This window comes from Janthinobacterium sp. SUN206 (assembly GCF_030587305.1).
GTDB lineage: Bacteria > Pseudomonadota > Gammaproteobacteria > Burkholderiales > Burkholderiaceae_D > Janthinobacterium > Janthinobacterium kumbetense.
Genome location: NZ_JAPWIB010000001.1, coordinates 1,644,482 through 1,661,643 on the forward strand (window position 1 = coordinate 1,644,482; position 17,162 = coordinate 1,661,643).

Annotated in this window: 18 protein-coding genes; 7 read left to right on the forward strand and 11 right to left on the reverse strand. The window is 63.6% G+C overall.

Annotated features, from left to right (window positions below):
- Positions 1 to 51 precede the first annotated feature (51 nt).
- The 3 genes from O3300_RS07410 to O3300_RS07420 all read left to right on the forward strand — a co-directional run bounded on the left by O3300_RS07410 (position 52) and on the right by O3300_RS07420 (position 1,722).
- Complete coding sequence (locus tag O3300_RS07410; RefSeq protein WP_070222192.1) at positions 52 to 552, forward strand: Lrp/AsnC ligand binding domain-containing protein; 501 nt, start codon at positions 52 to 54, stop codon at positions 550 to 552.
- Positions 553 to 699: 147 nt separating this feature from the next.
- Complete coding sequence (locus tag O3300_RS07415) at positions 700 to 1,047, forward strand: hypothetical protein (protein ID WP_099667338.1); 348 nt, start codon at positions 700 to 702, stop codon at positions 1,045 to 1,047.
- A 108-nt stretch (positions 1,048 to 1,155) separates the two neighbouring features.
- Positions 1,156 to 1,722 carry a carboxymuconolactone decarboxylase family protein gene (locus O3300_RS07420; RefSeq protein ID WP_289897335.1) on the forward strand — a complete coding sequence of 189 codons (567 nt, stop codon included), beginning with the start codon at positions 1,156 to 1,158 and terminating at the stop codon, positions 1,720 to 1,722.
- Between the two features lie 22 nt (positions 1,723 to 1,744).
- Here O3300_RS07420 and O3300_RS07425 read toward each other — a convergent pair whose 3' ends face one another.
- The gene (locus tag O3300_RS07425) at positions 1,745 to 2,692 is read right to left on the reverse strand and encodes a DMT family transporter (RefSeq protein ID WP_305052592.1); all 948 of its coding nucleotides are present in this window, start codon (positions 2,690 to 2,692) and stop codon (positions 1,745 to 1,747) included.
- A 58-nt stretch (positions 2,693 to 2,750) separates the two neighbouring features.
- Positions 2,751 to 3,515, reverse strand: coding sequence for an AraC family transcriptional regulator (locus tag O3300_RS07430; protein ID WP_305052593.1), 765 nt, complete (start codon positions 3,513 to 3,515; stop codon positions 2,751 to 2,753).
- Between the two features lie 153 nt (positions 3,516 to 3,668).
- Here O3300_RS07430 and O3300_RS07435 point away from each other — a divergent pair, with 153 nt between their 5' ends.
- The gene (locus O3300_RS07435) at positions 3,669 to 4,550 is read left to right on the forward strand and encodes a tetratricopeptide repeat protein (RefSeq protein ID WP_305052594.1); all 882 of its coding nucleotides are present in this window, start codon (positions 3,669 to 3,671) and stop codon (positions 4,548 to 4,550) included.
- Here the strand turns inward: O3300_RS07435 and O3300_RS07440 are convergent.
- Positions 4,533 to 5,525, reverse strand: coding sequence for a GlxA family transcriptional regulator (locus tag O3300_RS07440; RefSeq protein WP_305052595.1), 993 nt, complete (start codon positions 5,523 to 5,525; stop codon positions 4,533 to 4,535). The genes O3300_RS07435 and O3300_RS07440 overlap by 18 nt on opposite strands.
- 112 nt (positions 5,526 to 5,637) lie before the next feature.
- Between O3300_RS07440 and O3300_RS07445 the strand changes: the two genes are divergently transcribed.
- Together O3300_RS07445 and O3300_RS07450 are read left to right on the forward strand one after the other, a co-directional pair.
- Positions 5,638 to 6,282: a cysteine hydrolase family protein gene (locus tag O3300_RS07445; RefSeq protein WP_305052596.1), complete on the forward strand. Its 645-nt coding sequence runs from the start codon at positions 5,638 to 5,640 to the stop codon at positions 6,280 to 6,282.
- Between the two features lie 54 nt (positions 6,283 to 6,336).
- Positions 6,337 to 6,897 (forward strand): YdcF family protein, encoded by a 561-nt coding sequence (locus tag O3300_RS07450; RefSeq protein ID WP_305052597.1) that lies wholly within the window; start codon positions 6,337 to 6,339, stop codon positions 6,895 to 6,897.
- Between the two features lie 10 nt (positions 6,898 to 6,907).
- On the opposite strand, the gene glpK is transcribed toward O3300_RS07450, so the two are convergent.
- The 8 genes from glpK to glpD form a co-directional block, all read right to left on the reverse strand.
- Positions 6,908 to 8,401, reverse strand: a complete 1,494-nt coding sequence (gene glpK / locus O3300_RS07455) for a glycerol kinase GlpK (protein ID WP_305052598.1) — start codon at positions 8,399 to 8,401, stop codon at positions 6,908 to 6,910.
- Between the two features lie 88 nt (positions 8,402 to 8,489).
- A complete protein-coding gene (locus O3300_RS07460; protein WP_034779106.1) occupies positions 8,490 to 10,217 on the reverse strand; it encodes an ABC transporter substrate-binding protein in 1,728 nt (575 codons plus the stop codon).
- Positions 10,218 to 10,280: 63 nt separating this feature from the next.
- Positions 10,281 to 10,583, reverse strand: a complete 303-nt coding sequence (locus O3300_RS07465) for a DUF2160 domain-containing protein (protein WP_369811512.1) — start codon at positions 10,581 to 10,583, stop codon at positions 10,281 to 10,283.
- 1 nt (position 10,584) lies between these two features.
- Positions 10,585 to 11,391 carry a carbohydrate ABC transporter permease gene (locus O3300_RS07470; RefSeq protein ID WP_099667331.1) on the reverse strand — a complete coding sequence of 269 codons (807 nt, stop codon included), beginning with the start codon at positions 11,389 to 11,391 and terminating at the stop codon, positions 10,585 to 10,587.
- The gene (locus tag O3300_RS07475) at positions 11,388 to 12,272 is read right to left on the reverse strand and encodes a carbohydrate ABC transporter permease (RefSeq protein ID WP_131686321.1); all 885 of its coding nucleotides are present in this window, start codon (positions 12,270 to 12,272) and stop codon (positions 11,388 to 11,390) included. Before O3300_RS07475 ends, O3300_RS07470 begins: the two co-directional genes overlap by 4 nt.
- A complete protein-coding gene (locus O3300_RS07480; RefSeq protein ID WP_305052599.1) occupies positions 12,272 to 13,372 on the reverse strand; it encodes an ABC transporter ATP-binding protein in 1,101 nt (366 codons plus the stop codon). The genes O3300_RS07475 and O3300_RS07480 overlap by 1 nt, the downstream gene beginning before the upstream one ends.
- A 1-nt stretch (position 13,373) precedes the next feature.
- Positions 13,374 to 14,468: an ABC transporter ATP-binding protein gene (locus O3300_RS07485; protein ID WP_099667328.1), complete on the reverse strand. Its 1,095-nt coding sequence runs from the start codon at positions 14,466 to 14,468 to the stop codon at positions 13,374 to 13,376.
- Positions 14,469 to 14,542: 74 nt separating this feature from the next.
- Entirely contained in the window at positions 14,543 to 16,066 is a 1,524-nt protein-coding gene (glpD, locus tag O3300_RS07490) for a glycerol-3-phosphate dehydrogenase (protein WP_305052600.1), read from the reverse strand.
- Positions 16,067 to 16,291: 225 nt separating this feature from the next.
- Between glpD and O3300_RS07495 the strand changes: the two genes are divergently transcribed.
- Positions 16,292 to 17,050, forward strand: a complete 759-nt coding sequence (locus O3300_RS07495) for a DeoR/GlpR family DNA-binding transcription regulator (RefSeq protein ID WP_180278743.1) — start codon at positions 16,292 to 16,294, stop codon at positions 17,048 to 17,050.
- Positions 17,051 to 17,162 lie beyond the last annotated feature (112 nt).

The window sequence follows — 17,162 nt, forward strand, 5'->3', positions numbered from 1 at the left end:
GAAAGAGCCAGTATTTGTTCACGTATAAATCGAGATATTCAGCAATAAATCATGAGAATCCTTAAAGAATCGGCACGTGGCCTCGACAAGCTGGATCGCCACATCCTGCGCATCCTGCAACAGGATGGCCGCATCTCGATGAAAGACTTGGGCGAACAGGTGGGATTGTCCATTACGCCCTGCATCGAACGGGTCAAGCGCATGGAGCGCGACGGCGTCATCACGGGCTACCACGCCAAGGTGAACCCGGCCGCGCTGGGCGCCAAGCTGCTCGTCTTTGTAGAGATTACGCTGAATCAAAAATCCGCGTCCGCCTTCGAGCAATTCCGCCGCGAAGTGCTGCAGATTCCCGAAGTGCAGGAATGCCACCTGGTGTCGGGCGACTTCGATTACCTGATCAAGGCGCGCATCCATGAAATGGCCGAGTACCGCAAGTTGCTGGGCGACATGCTGCTGCAGTTGCCGGGTGCCGCGCAATCGAAGAGCTATGTGGTGATGGAAGAAATCAAGGAAACCCTGGCGCTGTCGACCGACGTACTGCAAAATCGCTGAAGGTACCGCCTGCCGGTACCGACAGCATCAAATTTTGCACCTTTGTATAATCTTGTAGCACATTCGCGGCGACACAAGCACACTCCCTCCTGACATCACGCCCGTCCCCTCTGAGATTGGAAGCAGTGATGCACACTGGGAGTCCATATGAACACATTGATAAAACTGGCAGCTTCCTGCCTCGCGGGCCTGGCCGTGGCCATGTGCACCGCCAGTGAATACAAGGTCAACCGTGCGCCGGACAATGGCGCCATCTATCAAAACATCAAGGTCGGCAAGACCACCCGCCTCGACCTCGACGCGGCCCTGGGCAACGCCACCGTCGTCAGCTTCGATCCCGGCTATGAAGTCTGGGTCTACAAGAACCAGCTGAAGACGCCCAGCGTGACGCGGCTGATCCCCCTGCTGGGCGAAAAAGGCACGCGCGAAGTGGCCGTCATGTTCGACCAGGCCGGCATCGTCAAGAAGTTCCGCATCCACGAGCCGCGCAGGTAGGCGCAGGCCGCGCACGTGTGCGACAGCGTAAGGCAGCCGCCAGCCAGATGGCTATACTGGCTGCTGGCTCCCGCCGCCCACCGCCCACCTACCCTGCAAGGAGTTTCCATGCGCCTGCCCCTGATCGCTCCGAAAGACCTGACACAAGAACAACAGCCGCTGTACGACGATATGCGCAAAGGCATCACCAGCAATTTCAACGATTTCATCGCCGTACGCGAAGATGGCGCCCTGATGGGGCCGTGGAATCCGTGGCTGCACGAACCGGCCATCGGCAAGGCGATCTGGAACCTGACCCTGGCCATGACGGCCAACGCCACGCTGCCCGACAAGGTGCGCCAGATTGCCATCCTGGTGGTTGGCGCGCGCTACAACGCCGCCTATGAAATCTACGCCCACATCGCCGTCGCGGAACGCGAAGGCATGCCTGCCGAGCGCCTCGCCACGCTGGTAGCGGACGTCAAGCCGCTCGACCTGGACAAGCAGGAAAGCGTGGCCTACGACCTGGCCTACGCGCTCAGCCGTGGCGGCACGCTGCCGGAGCCGCTGTACCGCCTGGCGCTGGCCACCTTCGGCCAGCATGGCATCAACGAGCTGATCTACCTCGTGGGCCTGTACGCACTGGTATCGACGACGCTGAACGGCTTTAACGTGCCGGTGCCGGAACGCGACTGAAGGGCCTGGCCCGCGCCGCGCCTTATGCCGCCCGGGCCGTCGCCGCGCTGGCCGTCCGCTGCGACCGGTGCGCCGCGGCGCACGCCGCCACGCCTGCCAGCAACAGCATGGCGGCCGCCGCCTCGGCCAGCGTGGGCCAGCGCTGCTCCCAGCAGTAGCCGTACAGCATCGCAAACAGGAATTCAAAGACGATCATCTGTCCCATCAAGGTCAGCGGCAGGACGCGGCTGGCATGGTTCCACAAGCCATTGCCGACGACTGAACACAGCAGCGCCACACCCGTGACGACGCCGGCAAACTGCAGCCACGCCGTGGTGCCATGCTGGGCCGGTGCGGCAAGCGCGACGGGAATGGCCAGCAGCAGCGCGGCAGCGCCCGTGACCACGCCCGTCAGCAGATTCCACTCCTGCGCCGACACCGAGCGCAGCCGCCCCAGCCAGCGGCTGTTGCCAACCGCATACACCGTCCACGACAGCAGCGCCGCCAGCGCACATAGCAACCCCAGCAGGGACGAGTGGCCCGGATGCGCCAGCGACTGCCAGCTGATGCAGGCCAGCCCGCCCGCGCTCAGCACCAGCGAAGGAATCAGGCGCCGCAGGGGCACGGCATGCCGGTCGCGGCTGCCCACGAACGTGACGACCAGCGGCAGCAGGCCGATCACCATCGACGTCATGGCCACCCCGCCCATCTGCACGGCGCTGGCCAGCAGCACGTAATAGATGATGTTGCCGGTCAGGCTGAGCCAGATCAAGCCCCGCCATTCGCGCCAGCCCAGGCTGCGCAGCAGGCGCCGCCACGACGGCGCGACCAGAACGGCCGCGATCAGGCCGTAGGCCAGGTAGCGACCCACCGACAATTCCAGCGGCTGGAACGCGGGCAGCAGCGCCGGCGCCAGGAACACCAGGCCCCACAGCGCGCCCGCAGCGATACCGGCCAGCATGCCCAGGCGTGTCTTATTCTTTTGCAACATATTCAATCTCCCGAAAAGGAGATTGTGGCCGCTGCGGCGCGCCCATTCTTGGCGCCATCTACTGCGTTTTTGACCGGTTCTCGCGACGTTGGCGCCGGTAAGCGGCTGGCGTGGCGTCGATGCTGTCGCGCATGGCCCGCGTCAGCGCGCTCTGCTCGGAAAATCCGGCCGCCAGCGCGATCTCGGCAATGCTGGCGTCGCTGGCGGTGAGCAAGTCGCAGGCCCGCCCTATCCGCTGCTGCTGTAGCCAGGCATGCGGACTGGTATCCATTTCTTCGCGGAACAGTGCATGCAGGCGGCTGACGCTGAGGTTGGCAAAGCGCGCCATCGATGCCGTCGACCAGGGCAAGCCAGGCTCGGCCTGCACGCGCGCCAGCAGCGCGGCCAGCCGCGAGCGGACCTGCGGCGCGGTCTGCAGCAAGGTGTCCAGCAGCAGCGGTGTCCAGCCCTGGATGACGGCCGGCGTCAGCGCCTGCTGCCCCGCCATGATGCCCAGGTATTCGATCAGCTTGCGGGCACCCGGCCCCAGCGCCGCATACGGCCGCTCCAGCAGGCGGCCCCAGCTGCCCTGCTCCACGGCCGCCGCATCCACGTCGAGAATGATCGAGTGGTTGGCCACCCGGCTATGCTGGGCGTGCCAGGTCTTGGCCGGGATCACCACTCCCTGCTGCGCATCTACCTTGCCCTGCTTGCCGTCGATATCCAGCAGCAACTGGCCGTGCAGGGGCAGCACCAGCTGCACGAAGTCATGCCGGTTCGGCGCGCCGATTTCCGCGTAGCTACGAAAGCTGAGGTCGATGGCAGGATGGGGGGTGCTGGACATGGGGCCGGCCTGGGCGAAGAAGCAATTATTTTATCAGCATGGCGATTATCAGCACGGCAATGCTCCAGGCCTGGCGTGCCGCCACACGCTCCGACGGTGCGCGCCAGTAGCGCCCGCTTGCTCTACACTGACGTTTTTTCCTCTGCCACTTCCATGCTACTACCTGCACAACTCGCCCACACCTCGGTGGAACAAGACTGGCAACACAGCGCACCCTACCCGCCGCTCGGCTTCAATCCCTTCTTCGAAGGCGCGCTGGGCAATGGCGACACGTTCGGCCTGTACTGGCCCATCGGCCGCGAAGCGTCCGAACCCATCGTCGTCGAAACGTGGCATGACGAATGGCGCATCCAGCCGCACTTTTCCAGCCTGGCCGCTTTCCTGCGCGCCCACGCGGCAGCCGGCGATGCTGAAGACGAAGACGAAGTAGGCTACGTGGCGCCGCCCACCTTGGCCGACGACCCCGCCTCGCCGCGCGCCGCCTTCCTGGCGGCCAAGGAGCATATCGCCCAGCGCAACCCGGACGTGGCCATCGCGCTGCTGGAAGCGGCGCTGGCCCTCCTGCCCGAATATACGGATGCGCTGGCGCTGCTGCACGGCCAGTATGTGCGCGCGGGAAGAATCGACGACGCCGTAAAGGTGGCGATCCAGGCCATCATCTCGCCCCCCTCGTTCGGCGGCCCGCCCTTGAAAGCCTTGCAATGGCTGCGCACGCAGCCGGTGCCGCAGAATGAACGAGACCCCATCTGGCGCGCCTGCGGACAGCTGTCGTTCAACTTTGGCGGCAGCAAGGACAATGCGGATTACCCCGTGCTGCTGGCCGCCATCGATGCCTACCTGGCGCAGGGCAAGCATGTTTGCGCCGCGACCCTGATGCAAACCTATGCCGAACTGATGAGCGCGGAAACCGTCTCCTTCCAGGAGCGCCATGCCTTCGAGCCGGCCGCCTTCCTTGCGCGGCAAATCGCCGTCAGCGCGCTGCTGCCCCAAGGCAGCCGGGACCCGGCGCTGCTCTGGTCAAGCGAGCTGGCCTAGCTGCTGCCGGAACAGCTTGCGGTACGCCGAAGGCGACGTCTGCAGGTTCGCCCGAAAGTGCTGGCGCAAGGACAGGGCCGTGCCGAAGCCGGCCTCCTGCGCCACGACGTCGATCGAGGCCCCGCTCTTTTCCAGCAAGCCTTGCGCATGCGCAAGACGCTGGTTCAGCAGCCACTGCTTGAACGACGTGCCCGTCGCCTGGCGGAAATGGCGCGTAAAGTTGCGCCGGCTCATGGCGGCCCGTTCGGCCAGCGCATCGATGCTGTGGGGTATGCCCAGATTGGCCGTCACGCAAGCCAGCACCTCGGCGAAGCGCCCTTCGCTGCCGGACACGGGCAGCGGGCGCTCGATGAATTGCGCCTGCCCGCCCTGGCGGTGCGGCGCCACCAGCAGCCGGCGCGCCACCCGGTTGGCCACCTCGGCGCCCGCCAGCTGGCGCAGCAGATACAGGCAGCAATCGAGGCCGGCCGCCACGCCGGCCGACGTCAGCACGCCGCCATCGTCCACGTACAGCACTTCCCGGTCTACCCTGACTATGGGATAGCGGGCCGCCAGCCGCTCCGCCATGCCCCAGTGCGTGGCTGCGCTCTTGCCATCCAACAAACCCGCCTGCGCCAGGGGAAACGCACCCAGGCACAGCCCCACCATGCGCGCGCCGCGCCGGCTGGCGGCCTGCAACGCCGCGACCAGGGGCGGCGGCGCATCGCGGCAATCGTCGTGCCAGGCCGGCATGATGACGATATCGGCCCCATCCAGCCCTTCCAGGCCGAACTCGGGCGTGATGCCGAAGCCGGCCGCCGTGCGCAAGGGCACGGGATCGGCGGCGCACACGCGCACGTGGAAAGGCGGCAGGTCGGCCTCGTCCGTCTGGGCGCCAAACACGAGGCAAGGCACGGACAAGTGGAATGGCGTCATGCCGTCGAAGGCGATCACGGCCACGCTCAAGGGGGAGGAAGGCGCAGGAACGGTAGGCATGGCCCGATTTTATCGCACATATGCCTTCGGGCCACTTTTTATTTGCGGCGCGCGGCTTGAAAATGGCGCTATCGAGGAAGTCCATCCTCTTTCAACCGTTCCAGGAGTAACCATGACCACCCACGCTTCCACCGCCCCACACCGCGCCCTGCTCGTCATCGACGTGCAAAATGAATACTTTACGGGCGACATGCCCATCGAATATCCGTCCGTCGATATTTCCCTGCCCAACATCGTCACCGCCATGGCTGCCGCGCGCGCCGCCGGCGTGCCCGTGATCGTCGTCCAGCACGATGCGCCGGAAGCCTCCCCCATCTTTGCCAAGGGCAGCGACGGCTGGCAGCTGCATCCGCAAGTGGCCGCCTTTACCGCCGACCACCGCATCAACAAGGTCATGGGCAGCGCCTTCGCGGGCACGGACTTGCAGCCCTGGCTGGCCAGCCACGGCATCGACACCCTGACGGTGGTCGGCTACATGACGCACAATTGCGACGCCGCCACGATCTTCCACGCCGCGCACGACGGCTTGCAGGTCGAGTTCCTGCAGGACGCCACGGGCACCCTGCCGTATAGCAACGCGGGCGGCACGGCCAGCGCCGAGGAAATCCACCGCGTGTTCAGCGCCGTGTTCCACTCGAATTTCGCCGCCGTCGTCAGCACGCAGGACTGGCTCGCTGCCGTGCGCGAAGGCAAGCCGCTGGAAAAGGACAATATTTATCTGTCGAACCAGCGCGCGCGCAAGGCGCAGGCGAACTGACGCTGGCGGGAATGGACGGGTATCATGCGTCCATTCCTTACTTGATGATGCTCTATGCGAAAAATAACTGTGCTCGGTTCAAGCGCTGTTGGCGTGTTCCTGCTGGCCACCGCCGCCCTGGTGCTGGCCGGACTCAACGACAAGCTGGCGCCCGCCGACGTGATCGTCGTGCCCGGCAATACGATCTTGCCCGACGGCACGCCCAACCCCCGCCTGCAGGCAAGGCTCGACGTGGCGCTCCAGCAATTCCAGGCACACCGGGCGCCGCGCATCCTCGTCAGCGGGGCCACGGGCAAGGAAGGTTTTGACGAGGCCGCATCGATGGCCCGCTACCTGCAGTCGCGCGGCGTGCCGTCCAACGCCATCCTTGAGGATAATCAAGGCTGGACCACGGAGGCCACGGCCCGCAATACGGCAACGCTAATGCGCGAGCACGGCTGGAGCACGGCCATGGTGTCCACGCAATACTTCCACGTGCCCCGCTTCCGCCTGGCTTTGGAGCGCAGCGGCATCGTCGTCAGCGGCCAGGTGCACGCGCCCTACTTCGAGCTGCGCGACCTGTATTCCGTGCCGCGCGAAACCGTGGGCTATGCCGTGTATTTCATGCGCCACTGAGCACGCGTTTTCACTCGCTCCAGTCGCGCGACCGTTCCACGGCGCGCTGCCATTTATGCAAGCGCGTCAAGCGCTCGTCGGCCGCCATGGCCGGCTCGAAACGGCGTCCCACCTGCCACTGGGCGGCGATTTCTTCCTGCGAGTCCCAGAAACCCACGGCCAGGCCCGCCAGGTAGGCGGCGCCCAGGGCCGTTGTTTCCGTCACCACGGGGCGCACCACGGGCACATTTAATATGTCGGCCTGGAACTGCATCAGCATGTCGTTGCGGGCCGCTCCGCCGTCGACGCGCAGCTCGGATAGCGCGATGCCCGCGTCGTCCTGCATGGCGGACAGCACATCCACGTTCTGGTACGCCACGCCTTCGAGCGCCGCGCGCGCGATGTGCGCCTTGCCCGTGCCGCGCGTGATGCCGATCAGGGTGCCGCGCGCATACGGGTCCCAGTACGGCGCGCCCAGGCCCGCGAACGCGGGCACGAAGACGAGGCCGCCCGAATCGGGCACGCTGGTGGCCAAGGCTTCCACTTCGGACGAGTCGCGGATGATGCCGATGCCGTCACGCATCCATTGCACGGCCGCGCCCGCGATAAAGGCGCTGCCTTCCAGTAAATAATCGGTCTGGTCGCTGCCCGCGCCCAGGCTCCAGCCCACCGTCGTCAACAGCCGGTTTTTCGATGGCAAGGGGCGCTTGCCCACGTTCATCAGCATGAAGCAACCCGTGCCGTAGGTATTCTTTGCCATGCCCGGTTTCAAACAGGCCTGGCCGAAAGTGGCGGCCTGCTGGTCGCCCGCGATGCCGGCAATCGGCACGGAGATACCCAGCAAGCTGGCATGCGTGTGCGCCGCCACGCCGCTCGATGGCACGACGTCGGGCAGCAGGGAGGCGGGAATGTCCAGCAGCGCCAGCAGATCCGTGTCCCACTGCAGGGTGTGGATATTGAACAGCATGGTGCGCGCCGCGTTGCTCGTGTCCGTCAAATGGGCGCCGCTCATTTTGTAGATCAGCCAGCTGTCGACGGTGCCGAAAGCCAGCTCTCCCCGCTCGGCGCGCGCGCGGGCGCCGGGAACGTTGTCGAGCAGCCATTTGAGTTTGGTGGCGGAAAAATAGGCGTCCAGCACCAGACCCGTTTTTTGCTGGATCAAGTCCGCCTTGCCCTGCTCGACCAGTTGCTCGCAGTAAGCCGCATTTCTGCGGTCTTGCCAGACGATGGCATTGGCGACGGGCTCGCCCGTGGCGCGCTCCCACAGCACCGTCGTTTCGCGCTGGTTGGTCACGCCAATGGCGGCCACGTCGGAAGCGGCCACGCCGCTGTCGCGCAAGACCTGCTGCAGCACGCCCTCTTGCGACGCCCAGATTTCGTTCGCATCATGCTCGACCCAGCCCGGCTGGGGAAAAATCTGGCGAAACTCGCGCTGCGCGCTGGCGTGCGGCCGACCCGCATGATCGAACAAAATGGCGCGCGAACTGGTGGTGCCCTGATCTAAAGCAAGTATGTATTTGGTCATTGTCTGGTGGTGCGAAAATCGGGTAAAAACAGGCACGGAGCCGATTCGCTCCGTGCCCTCGGGACAGCCCCGGCAGAAGCTTACACGACTACCTTACCTTGCCTTCTTTCCAAGCCTGCAATAATTTATCGTAGGCAATCGTTTCACCCTTCGGCTTTTCATTTGCCAGCTTTTTCCATGGGGCATGCTGGTCCGACAGATACTGATTCGGATCGACCTTCGGATTGAGCTTGGGTGCGCACGCCTTCATGCCGGCCCGCTGCAAGCGCGCCATGACCTGGTCCATCTCCTCGGCCAGATTATCCATGGCGGCTTGCGGCGTTTTTTCCGCCGTAATCGCCGTGGCCACGTTCTTCCACCACAACTGCGCCAGCTTCGGATAGTCGGGCACGTTGTTGCCGGTCGGCGTCCACGCCACGCGGGCGGGGCTGCGGTAAAACTCGATCAAGCCGCCGTACTCGTTCGCGTGCTTTGTAAAATAATCGTGGCGGATGTCGGAATCGCGAATAAACGTCAGGCCGACGATGGATTTCTTCAGCGACACGGTTTTCGAGGTGACGAATTGCGCGTACAGCCAGGCGGCCGCCTTGCGGTCATCCGGCGTGGACTTGAACAGGAACCAGGAACCGACGTCCTGGTAACCGTTCTGCATGCCCTCTTTCCAGTACGGGCCGTGCGGCGACGGCGCCATGCGCCATTTCGGCGTGCCGTCCTTGTTGACCACTGGCAAACCCGGTTTCGTCATGCCGGCCGTAAACGCCGTGTACCAGAAGATTTGCTGGGCGATTTCACCCTGCGCCGGCACGGGGCCCGATTCCGAAAAATTCATGCCGTTCGCCTGCGGCGGCGCGTATTTCTTCATCCAGTCGATGTATTTCGTCAGCGCAAACACGGCCGCCGGCGAATTGGTGGCGCCGCCGCGCGACATCGACGCGCCCACCGGCGTGCACTTGTCGGCCGCCACCTTGATGCCCCACTCGTCGACCGGCATGCCGTTCGGAATGCCCTTGTCGGCCGCGCCAGCCATCGACAGCCACGCATCCGTGAAGCGCCAGCCCAGCGAAGGATCTTTCTTGCCGTAATCCATGTGGCCGTAGACTTTCTTGCCATCAAGTTCCTTCACGTCATTCGTGAAGAAATCGGCGATGTCTTCATACGCGGACCAGTTTTGCGGCACGCCCAGCTCGTAGCCATACTTGGCCTTGAACTTGGCTTGCAAATCCTTGCGGGCAAACCAGTCGGCGCGGAACCAGTACAGGTTGGCGAATTGCTGGTCGGGCAATTGATACACCTTGCCGTCGGGCGCCGTCGTAAAGCTGATGCCGATGAAATCTTTCAAGTCCAGGCCGGGATTCGTGAATTCCTTGCCCTTGGCGGCCATGTAGTCGGACAAGGGTTCCACGGCGCCATAGCGGTAGTGGGTGCCGATCAGGTCGGAATCGGAAATCCAGCCGTCATAGATGCTCTTGCCGGACTGCATGGACGTTTGCAGCTTTTCCACCACGTCGCCTTCCTGGATGATGTCGTGGCGCACCTTGATGCCCGTGATTTCCTCGAAGGCCTTGGCCAGGGTCTTCGATTCGTAGACGTGGGTGTCGATGGTTTCCGAGACCACGGAAATTTCCTTGATGCCCTTGGCCTTCAGCTTGGCCGCCGCATCGATGAACCATTTCATTTCAGCAAGCTGTTGCTGCTTGCTCAGGCTGGATGGCTGGAATTCCTTGTCGATCCAGGTTTGCGCCTGCTTGGCGTCCGCCAGGGCCGCATTCGACACGAGCATGGCCGCAGCCGCGAAGACCGTGAACTTCAATTTCATCGTGAATCTCCTTTTTAGTTGTCATCCGGCCTGCGGTGGCGGGCCGGTATTCTCATCTACGACTTATCCCCAACGCATTACCACCAACAACACTACAAAACTGATGCCAGCCCCGATGGCTTGCTGCATTTCCGTGAACCCCGCCCACGCCAGATTGACATACGCAGCCGTCAACAGCCCGATGAACAAACGGTCGCCGCGCGTCGTCGGCATCGGCAGGAAACCTTTTCGTTCGATGCTGGGCGAACGGATTTGCCACACCGTCATGCCGGCCAGCATCAAGCCGATGCAAATGAAGAAGATGGCCACTTCCGGCGTCCAGGCCATCCAGCCGAACAGGCTGGCTGTGCTATCGGTATTTTCCATGTCACACCCTCCCCATCGCGAAACCCTTGGCTATGTAATGCCGCACGAACCAGATCACCAGCGCGCCGGGCACGATGGTCAGCACGCCCGCCGCCGCCAGCACGCCCCAGTCCATGCCGGCCGCCGACACAGTGCGCGTCATGGTGGCGGCAATCGGCTTGGCATTGACGGACGTCAAGGTGCGCGCCAATAACAGTTCCACCCAGCTGAACATGAAGCAAAAGAAGGCCGTCACGCCCACGCCAGACTTGATCATCGGCAAGAAGATGCGGATGAAGAAGCGGGGAAAGCTGTAGCCGTCGATATACGCCGTCTCGTCGATTTCCTTCGGCACGCCGGACATGAAGCCTTCCAATATCCACACGGCCAGCGGCACGTTGAAGACCATGTGCGCCAGCGCCACGGCCAGATGCGTATCCATCAAGCCCACCGTCGAATACAGCTGGAAGAACGGCACGAGGAAGACGGCGGGCGGCGTCATGCGGTTGGTCAAGAGCCAGAAGAACAGATGCTTGTCGCCGACAAAGTTGTAGCGCGAGAAAGCATACGCTGCCGGCAAGGCCACCGTGACGGACATCACCATGTTCAAGGCCACGTAAATCATGGAATTGATGTAGCCGCTGTACCAGGAACGGTCCGTAAAAATCGTGTGATAGTTGGCGAACGTCAATTGCTGGGGCCACAGGCTCAGCACGCCGACGATTTCCTCGTTGGTCTTGAGCGACATATTGAGCATCCAGTAGATGGGCAGCAAGGAGCCCAGCAGGAATACGATCAGGATGGCGCTGCTCATTTTCTTGTGCATCATTTCTGGTCTCCCGTGCCGACGCGCTGCATCCACGTGTACAGCACAAAGCAGAACAGCAGGATGATGAGGAAATAGATCAGGGAAAACGCGGACGCCGGCCCCAGGTCGAACTGGCCCACGGCCTTTTGCGTCAGGTATTGCGACAAAAAGGTGGTGGCATTGCCGGGACCGCCGCCCGTCAGCACGAACGGCTCCGTGTAGATCATGAAACTGTCCATGAAGCGCAGCAAGACGGCGATCATCAGCACATTGCGCAGTTTCGGCAGCTGGATGTAGCGGAACACGGCCAGGCGCGAAGCGCCGTCGATGCGCGCCGCCTGGTAATACGCGTCGGGAATGGCGCGCAAGCCCGCATAGCACAGCAGCACGACGAGCGGCGTCCAGTGCCAGATATCCATCACCATCACCGTCAGCCACGCGTCGAGCGAGTTGCCGTTGTAATTGTAGGCTAAGCCCAATTGATTCAAGCTATAGCCCATCAGGCCGATGTCGCCGCGGCCAAAGATTTGCCAGATGGTGCCCACCACGTTCCAGGGAATCAGCAAGGGCAGCGCGATCAGCACCAGCGCCAGCGACGCCTTCCAGCCATCGGCCGGCATGCACAGGGCAATCAAGATGCCCAGCGGAATCTGGATCGCCAGCACGGAGCCGGAAAACAGCAGCTGGCGCAGCAAGGCGCTGTGCAAGTCGCCGTCCAGCATGACCATGCGGAACCACTCCGTACCCACGAACACTTTTTGCGTGGGACTCAGAATATCCTGCACGGAATAGTTGACCACCGTCATCAGCGGCAGGATGGCGGAAAAGGCCACGCACAGCAGCACAGGCAAGATCAATAGCCAGGCGCGGCGGTTGTTATCGGTTTTACCGTTATGTATCATCAGGCCACCCGCTTATCGTTGACATAGAACAAGGTACGTTGCGGTGGGAAGCGCAGCCGCACGGCATTCCCGGCCACGGCGTCGATGGCGCGCAGCTTGGCCGCCACCGTCGCGCCGCCCAGCTGGAATTCCGCCAGGTAATGCGTGCCCATGTTGCGCACGGCCGTGACCGTGGCGTCGAGGCAATGGTCGCCCCCCTCTTCTCCCGGATACGCCTTGACGCACTCGACGAATTCGGGCCGCACGCCCACCGTGATTTTCCCTTGCGCCCCGGAAAGCGCCGCGCGGGCGGCGGCGGACACGGCCAGCGCCTGCCCCGCCACGCGCACGCCGCCATCGTCCAGGGTGCAATCGAGCAAATTCATGCCCGGATTACCGATGAAATAGCCGACAAACGTGTGTTCCGGTTCCTCGAACAGCGCTTGCGCGCTACCCGTCTGCACCACTTCGCCCTGCGTCATGACGACCACCTGGTCGGCAAAGGTCAGCGCTTCCACCTGGTCGTGCGTGACGTAGATCAATGACAATTTCAGTTCGTGGTGGATTTCCTTCAACTTTCGGCGCAGCAGCCATTTCAAATGCGGATCGATCACCGTCAGCGGTTCGTCGAACAGCACGGCAGCCACGTCCGGGCGCACGAGGCCCCGGCCCAGTGAAATCTTTTGCTTCGCGTCCACGGACAAGCCGCTGGCGCGCAATTTCAAGTCGCCCGTCAATTCCAGCATCTGCGCCACCTGCTGCACGCGCTTTTTGACTTCCATCTCTTTCCAGCCGCGATTACGCAACGGAAACGCCAGGTTGTCGTGCACGGTCATGGTGTCGTAGATGACGGGAAACTGGAACACTTGCGCGATATTCCGCGCCTCGGTCGGCAGTTGCGTGACGTCCTTGCCGTCGAACAGCACCTTGCCATGCGACGGCTTCACGAGGCCGGAAATAATGTTGAGCAAGGTCGTCTTGCCGCAGCCGGATGGCCCCAGCAAGGCATACGCGCCGCCGTCATGCCATTCCATGCTCATGGGCCGCAGCGCATAGTCGCTTGGCGCCGTGGGGTTCGGTTTGTAGGCGTGGGCCAGGTCGACCAGTTCGATGCGCGCCATGTCAAGCTCCTCCTTGTTCTGGAGCAAACAGCAGCCCGCCGTCTTGCGCGAAGATCAGCAAGGCGTGCGGCTGGCAATACACGGTGCAGGCGCTGCCGATCTCCAGGTTGTGCACGCCGCCCAGCTGCGCCACCAGGGCCAGCTCGCCGCGGCGCGCATGCACATAGGTTTCCGAGCCGCTGATTTCCGCCAGGTCCACCTGCGCCGCGATGGGCACGTCGCCATCGGACTGGGGCGACAGATGCAGGCTGTGCGCGCGCACGCCGAGGATCACCTCCGTGCTGTCGCCCAGGCGGGCGCGCTGCGCGCCGCTCAGGTGGATGGCCAGGCCGTCGGCCGCCTGCGCCACGCCGTGCGCATCCACGCGCGCGGGGATCAGGTTGATGGGCGGATCGCTGAAGGTGCGCGCCACGTCGATGGAATTGGGGGCATTGAACACGTCCAGGGTCGGTCCCTGCTGCAGCAGGCGGCCCTCGTGCAGCACGGCCACGTGGCCGCCCAGCTGCAGCGCTTCCAGCGGTTCCGTGGTGGCGTACACGACCGTCGTGCTGCCGCCGGAAAACAGTTCCGTCAATTCGCGGCGCAATTCCTCGCGCAATTTATAGTCGAGGTTGACGAGCGGCTCGTCGAGCAGCAGCAAGGACGCATCCTTGATCAGCGCGCGCCCCAGCGCCGTGCGCTGCTGCTGGCCGCCGGACAATTCTCCGGGCGTGCGCTGCAGATACGGCGTGATGTGCAGGCGCTCGGCCAGCGCCAGCACTTTCGTGCGGATCTGTTCCTCGGGTTCCTTGCGCAAGCGCAAAGGCGAAGCGATATTGTCGTAGACGGTGAAGGCCGGATAGTTGATGAATTGCTGGTACACCATGGCCAGGTTGCGTTTGCTGACGGGCACGCCCGTCACGTCGACGCCATCGGCCGTCACCGTGCCCCCGCTGGGCTTGTCCAGGCCCGCCATCACGCGCATCAGGGTCGTCTTGCCGGCACGCGTGGTGCCCAGCAAGACGTTGATGGCGCCCGGCACGAGGGCCAGCGACATCGGATATAAAAAGTCGTCAGCCCCCTGCTTCCTGCTGATCTTGTCCAGTACCAGTTGCACGCGCTTCTCCTCCAGTGATGGTTTCTTGTTCTTCGCCGCACCCTCTGCGGGGCGCGGTCGCCAACGTGTGCTGCTTACGGCAAAGGGTGCTGCAACAGCCAGGCATCGAGCGTGTCCGCCGTCGCGCGCGGCAGGTGCAGGCCCAGCTTGGAGCGCCGCCACAGGATGTCGGCCGCGCTGACGGCCCATTCGTGGCGCCGCAGATAATCGACTTCCGCCGCGTACAGGCCGGCGGCGATTTCCTCGCCCATGGCCGCCACATCCCTGCGCCCGGCGAGCAGCACGTGGATGCGCGTGCCGTAGGCGCGTGCATAGCGCGCCACCAGCGCCGCCGGCAGCCACGCGTACTCGCGCTGCAAGCCTTGCACGAACTGGCCGAACTCGCGCACGGACCGGTTCTGCGGCGTGATGCCGAACACGTCGCCGCCGGGCAGGCAGGCGCTGGCTGTCCAGGCCGGCAGCGTATTGCCCAGCAAGGGCGCCAGCATGTCCATGGCTTCCTCGGCCAGCTTGCGGAAGGTGGTGATCTTGCCGCCGAAAACACTGAGCAGCGGCGCACCTTCCTGGTCCAGCTCGAAGCGGTAATCGCGCGTGACGGCCTTGGCGTCGGCCGCCGCGTCTTCCACCAGCGGGCGCACGCCCGCATACGTCCAGACCACGTCGGCCGGCGAGATTGACTTGCTGAAATAGTAACTGGAAAGCTCGCACAAGTAACGAATTTCCTCGTCATCGATTTCCACCTTGCCCGTGTCGCCGTGATAGTCGAGGTCAGTAGTGCCGATCAGGGTGAAATCGTGCTCATACGGAATGGCAAACACGATGCGCCCGTCCGGATGCTGGAAGATGTAGGCATGATCATGCTCGAACAGGCGCTTGACGACGATATGGCTACCCTTGATCAGGCGCAAATGCCGGCCCTGCCCACCGGGCGCGGCCTGTTGCAGGAACTCGGCCGTCCACGGCCCGGCCGCGTTGACGATGCTGCGCGCGCGCACCGTGCTCTGCCGCCCGCTGGCGTGCTGCAAGGTGGCCAGCCAGGCAGCGTCCCCGCCCGCACCGTCGCGTGACAGGGCCATGCAGCGCGTCTGCGTCAGCACCTGCGCGCCCTTGTCCGCCGCGTCGATGGCGTTCAGGACCACCAGGCGCGCATCGTCGACCCAGCCGTCGGAATACACAAAGCCCCGCTTGAACTCGGGTTTTAACGGTGTGCCGGTCGCGTGGCGGGTCAGGTCGATGCCGCTGGAGGCCGGCAGGATTTCCCGCTTCGCCAGCATGTCGTAAAGGAACAGGCCGGCGCGTATCAGCCAGGCCGGGCGCTGGCCCTTGGCGTGCGGCATGACGAAGCGCAGCGGCCACATGATGTGCGGCGCCGAGCGCAGCAGCACTTCGCGCTCGATCAGCGCCTTGCGCACGAGGCCGAATTCATAGTATTCGAGGTAGCGCAGGCCGCCGTGTATCAGTTTGGTGGACGCGGACGAGGTGTGCGCGGCCAGGTCGTCCTTTTCGCACAGCAGCACCGACAAGCCCCGTCCGGCCGCGTCGCGCGCGATGCCGGCGCCATTGATGCCGCCGCCCACCACCAGCACGTCGTATGCCATCGCTGTCTCCACACCTTGCTGTGCTGCGGCCATCGGGACTCCGTGTCTGTCGGGGAAAGGGCGGCGAGGAAAGACTAGGCATCGCCGGCGACTGTCGTTAAGATCACCATCTAGTAATACGCATGCAATATGAATAAGATACGCCAGAATGCGAACTCATAGCAACATATTTTCATCACTATTTGTTCGTTTCTGTTCGTTTTTGATTTTTAAAGAGACAAGCCCATGATTTTGAATCCCCGCCAGCGCCGCCTGCTCGAAGTGGTGCGCCAGAAGGTCACCATGTCCGTCGAAGAGCTGGCCCAGCAGTTGGGCGTGACGCCGCAAACCGTGCGCCGCGACGTCAAGCAGATGGAAGAAGCGCGCCTGCTGGCCCGCTACCACGGCGGGGTCGGCTTGCCCTCGTCCGTGGAAAACATCGATTACAGCCAGCGGCAAGTGTTCAACAGCGAGGCCAAGCGGCGCATCGCCGCCGCCGTCGCCGCGCAAGTGCCGCACGGCTGCTCACTCCTGATCAATATCGGCACGACGACCGAGGAAGTGGCGCGCGCGCTGGGACGGCACACGGGCTTGCACGTAGTGACGAACAACCTGAACGTGGCCGCCATCCTGGCCGACAACGCCGCCTGCGAAGTCATCGTGGCCGGCGGCGTGGTGCGCGGGCGCGACCGCGGCATCGTGGGCGAAGCCACCATCGACTTCATCCGCCAGTTCAAGGTCGACATCGGCATCATCGGCATTTCCAGCATCGACGAGGATGGCAGCCTGCGCGACTTCGACGCGCGCGAAGTGAAGGTGGCGCAAGCCATCATCGAGCAGTCGCGCGAAGTGTGGCTGGTGGCCGACCAGCACAAATTCGGCCGCAAGGCGCTGGTGCGGCTGGCCGACCTGGCGCAAGTCGATATCCTGTTTACGGATGCGCCGCCGCCGCCCCGCTTTGCCGAAGTACTGCGCGAAGCGGGCGTGAAGGTGGTGCTGGCCTGAGCGGGCCGCATTTCTGCATCAAAACCTCGCACTGTCGCGTGGGCAATACGTCGTATGTGGGCAAGCACACGGAATGATATGAAATATTTATCAATTCGGCAAAAATCCTGTT

Excerpts from the sequence above, each read along its gene's own strand:
- O3300_RS07410 (WP_070222192.1), top strand. The coding sequence starts at position 52 with ATGAGAATCCTTAAAGAATCGGCACGTGGCCTCGACAAGCTGGATCGC.
- O3300_RS07415 (WP_099667338.1), top strand. The coding sequence starts at position 700 with ATGAACACATTGATAAAACTGGCAGCTTCCTGCCTCGCGGGCCTGGCC.
- O3300_RS07420 (WP_289897335.1), top strand. The coding sequence starts at position 1,156 with ATGCGCCTGCCCCTGATCGCTCCGAAAGACCTGACACAAGAACAACAG.
- O3300_RS07425 (WP_305052592.1), bottom strand. The coding sequence starts at position 2,692 with ATGTTGCAAAAGAATAAGACACGCCTGGGCATGCTGGCCGGTATCGCT.
- O3300_RS07430 (WP_305052593.1), bottom strand. The coding sequence starts at position 3,515 with ATGTCCAGCACCCCCCATCCTGCCATCGACCTCAGCTTTCGTAGCTAC.
- O3300_RS07435 (WP_305052594.1), top strand. The coding sequence starts at position 3,669 with ATGCTACTACCTGCACAACTCGCCCACACCTCGGTGGAACAAGACTGG.
- O3300_RS07440 (WP_305052595.1), bottom strand. The coding sequence starts at position 5,525 with ATGCCTACCGTTCCTGCGCCTTCCTCCCCCTTGAGCGTGGCCGTGATC.
- O3300_RS07445 (WP_305052596.1), top strand. The coding sequence starts at position 5,638 with ATGACCACCCACGCTTCCACCGCCCCACACCGCGCCCTGCTCGTCATC.
- O3300_RS07450 (WP_305052597.1), top strand. The coding sequence starts at position 6,337 with ATGCGAAAAATAACTGTGCTCGGTTCAAGCGCTGTTGGCGTGTTCCTG.
- glpK (WP_305052598.1), bottom strand. The coding sequence starts at position 8,401 with ATGACCAAATACATACTTGCTTTAGATCAGGGCACCACCAGTTCGCGC.
- O3300_RS07460 (WP_034779106.1), bottom strand. The coding sequence starts at position 10,217 with ATGAAATTGAAGTTCACGGTCTTCGCGGCTGCGGCCATGCTCGTGTCG.
- O3300_RS07465 (WP_369811512.1), bottom strand. The coding sequence starts at position 10,583 with ATGGAAAATACCGATAGCACAGCCAGCCTGTTCGGCTGGATGGCCTGG.
- O3300_RS07470 (WP_099667331.1), bottom strand. The coding sequence starts at position 11,391 with ATGATGCACAAGAAAATGAGCAGCGCCATCCTGATCGTATTCCTGCTG.
- O3300_RS07475 (WP_131686321.1), bottom strand. The coding sequence starts at position 12,272 with ATGATACATAACGGTAAAACCGATAACAACCGCCGCGCCTGGCTATTG.
- O3300_RS07480 (WP_305052599.1), bottom strand. The coding sequence starts at position 13,372 with ATGGCGCGCATCGAACTGGTCGACCTGGCCCACGCCTACAAACCGAAC.
- glpD (WP_305052600.1), bottom strand. The coding sequence starts at position 16,066 with ATGGCATACGACGTGCTGGTGGTGGGCGGCGGCATCAATGGCGCCGGC.
- O3300_RS07495 (WP_180278743.1), top strand. The coding sequence starts at position 16,292 with ATGATTTTGAATCCCCGCCAGCGCCGCCTGCTCGAAGTGGTGCGCCAG.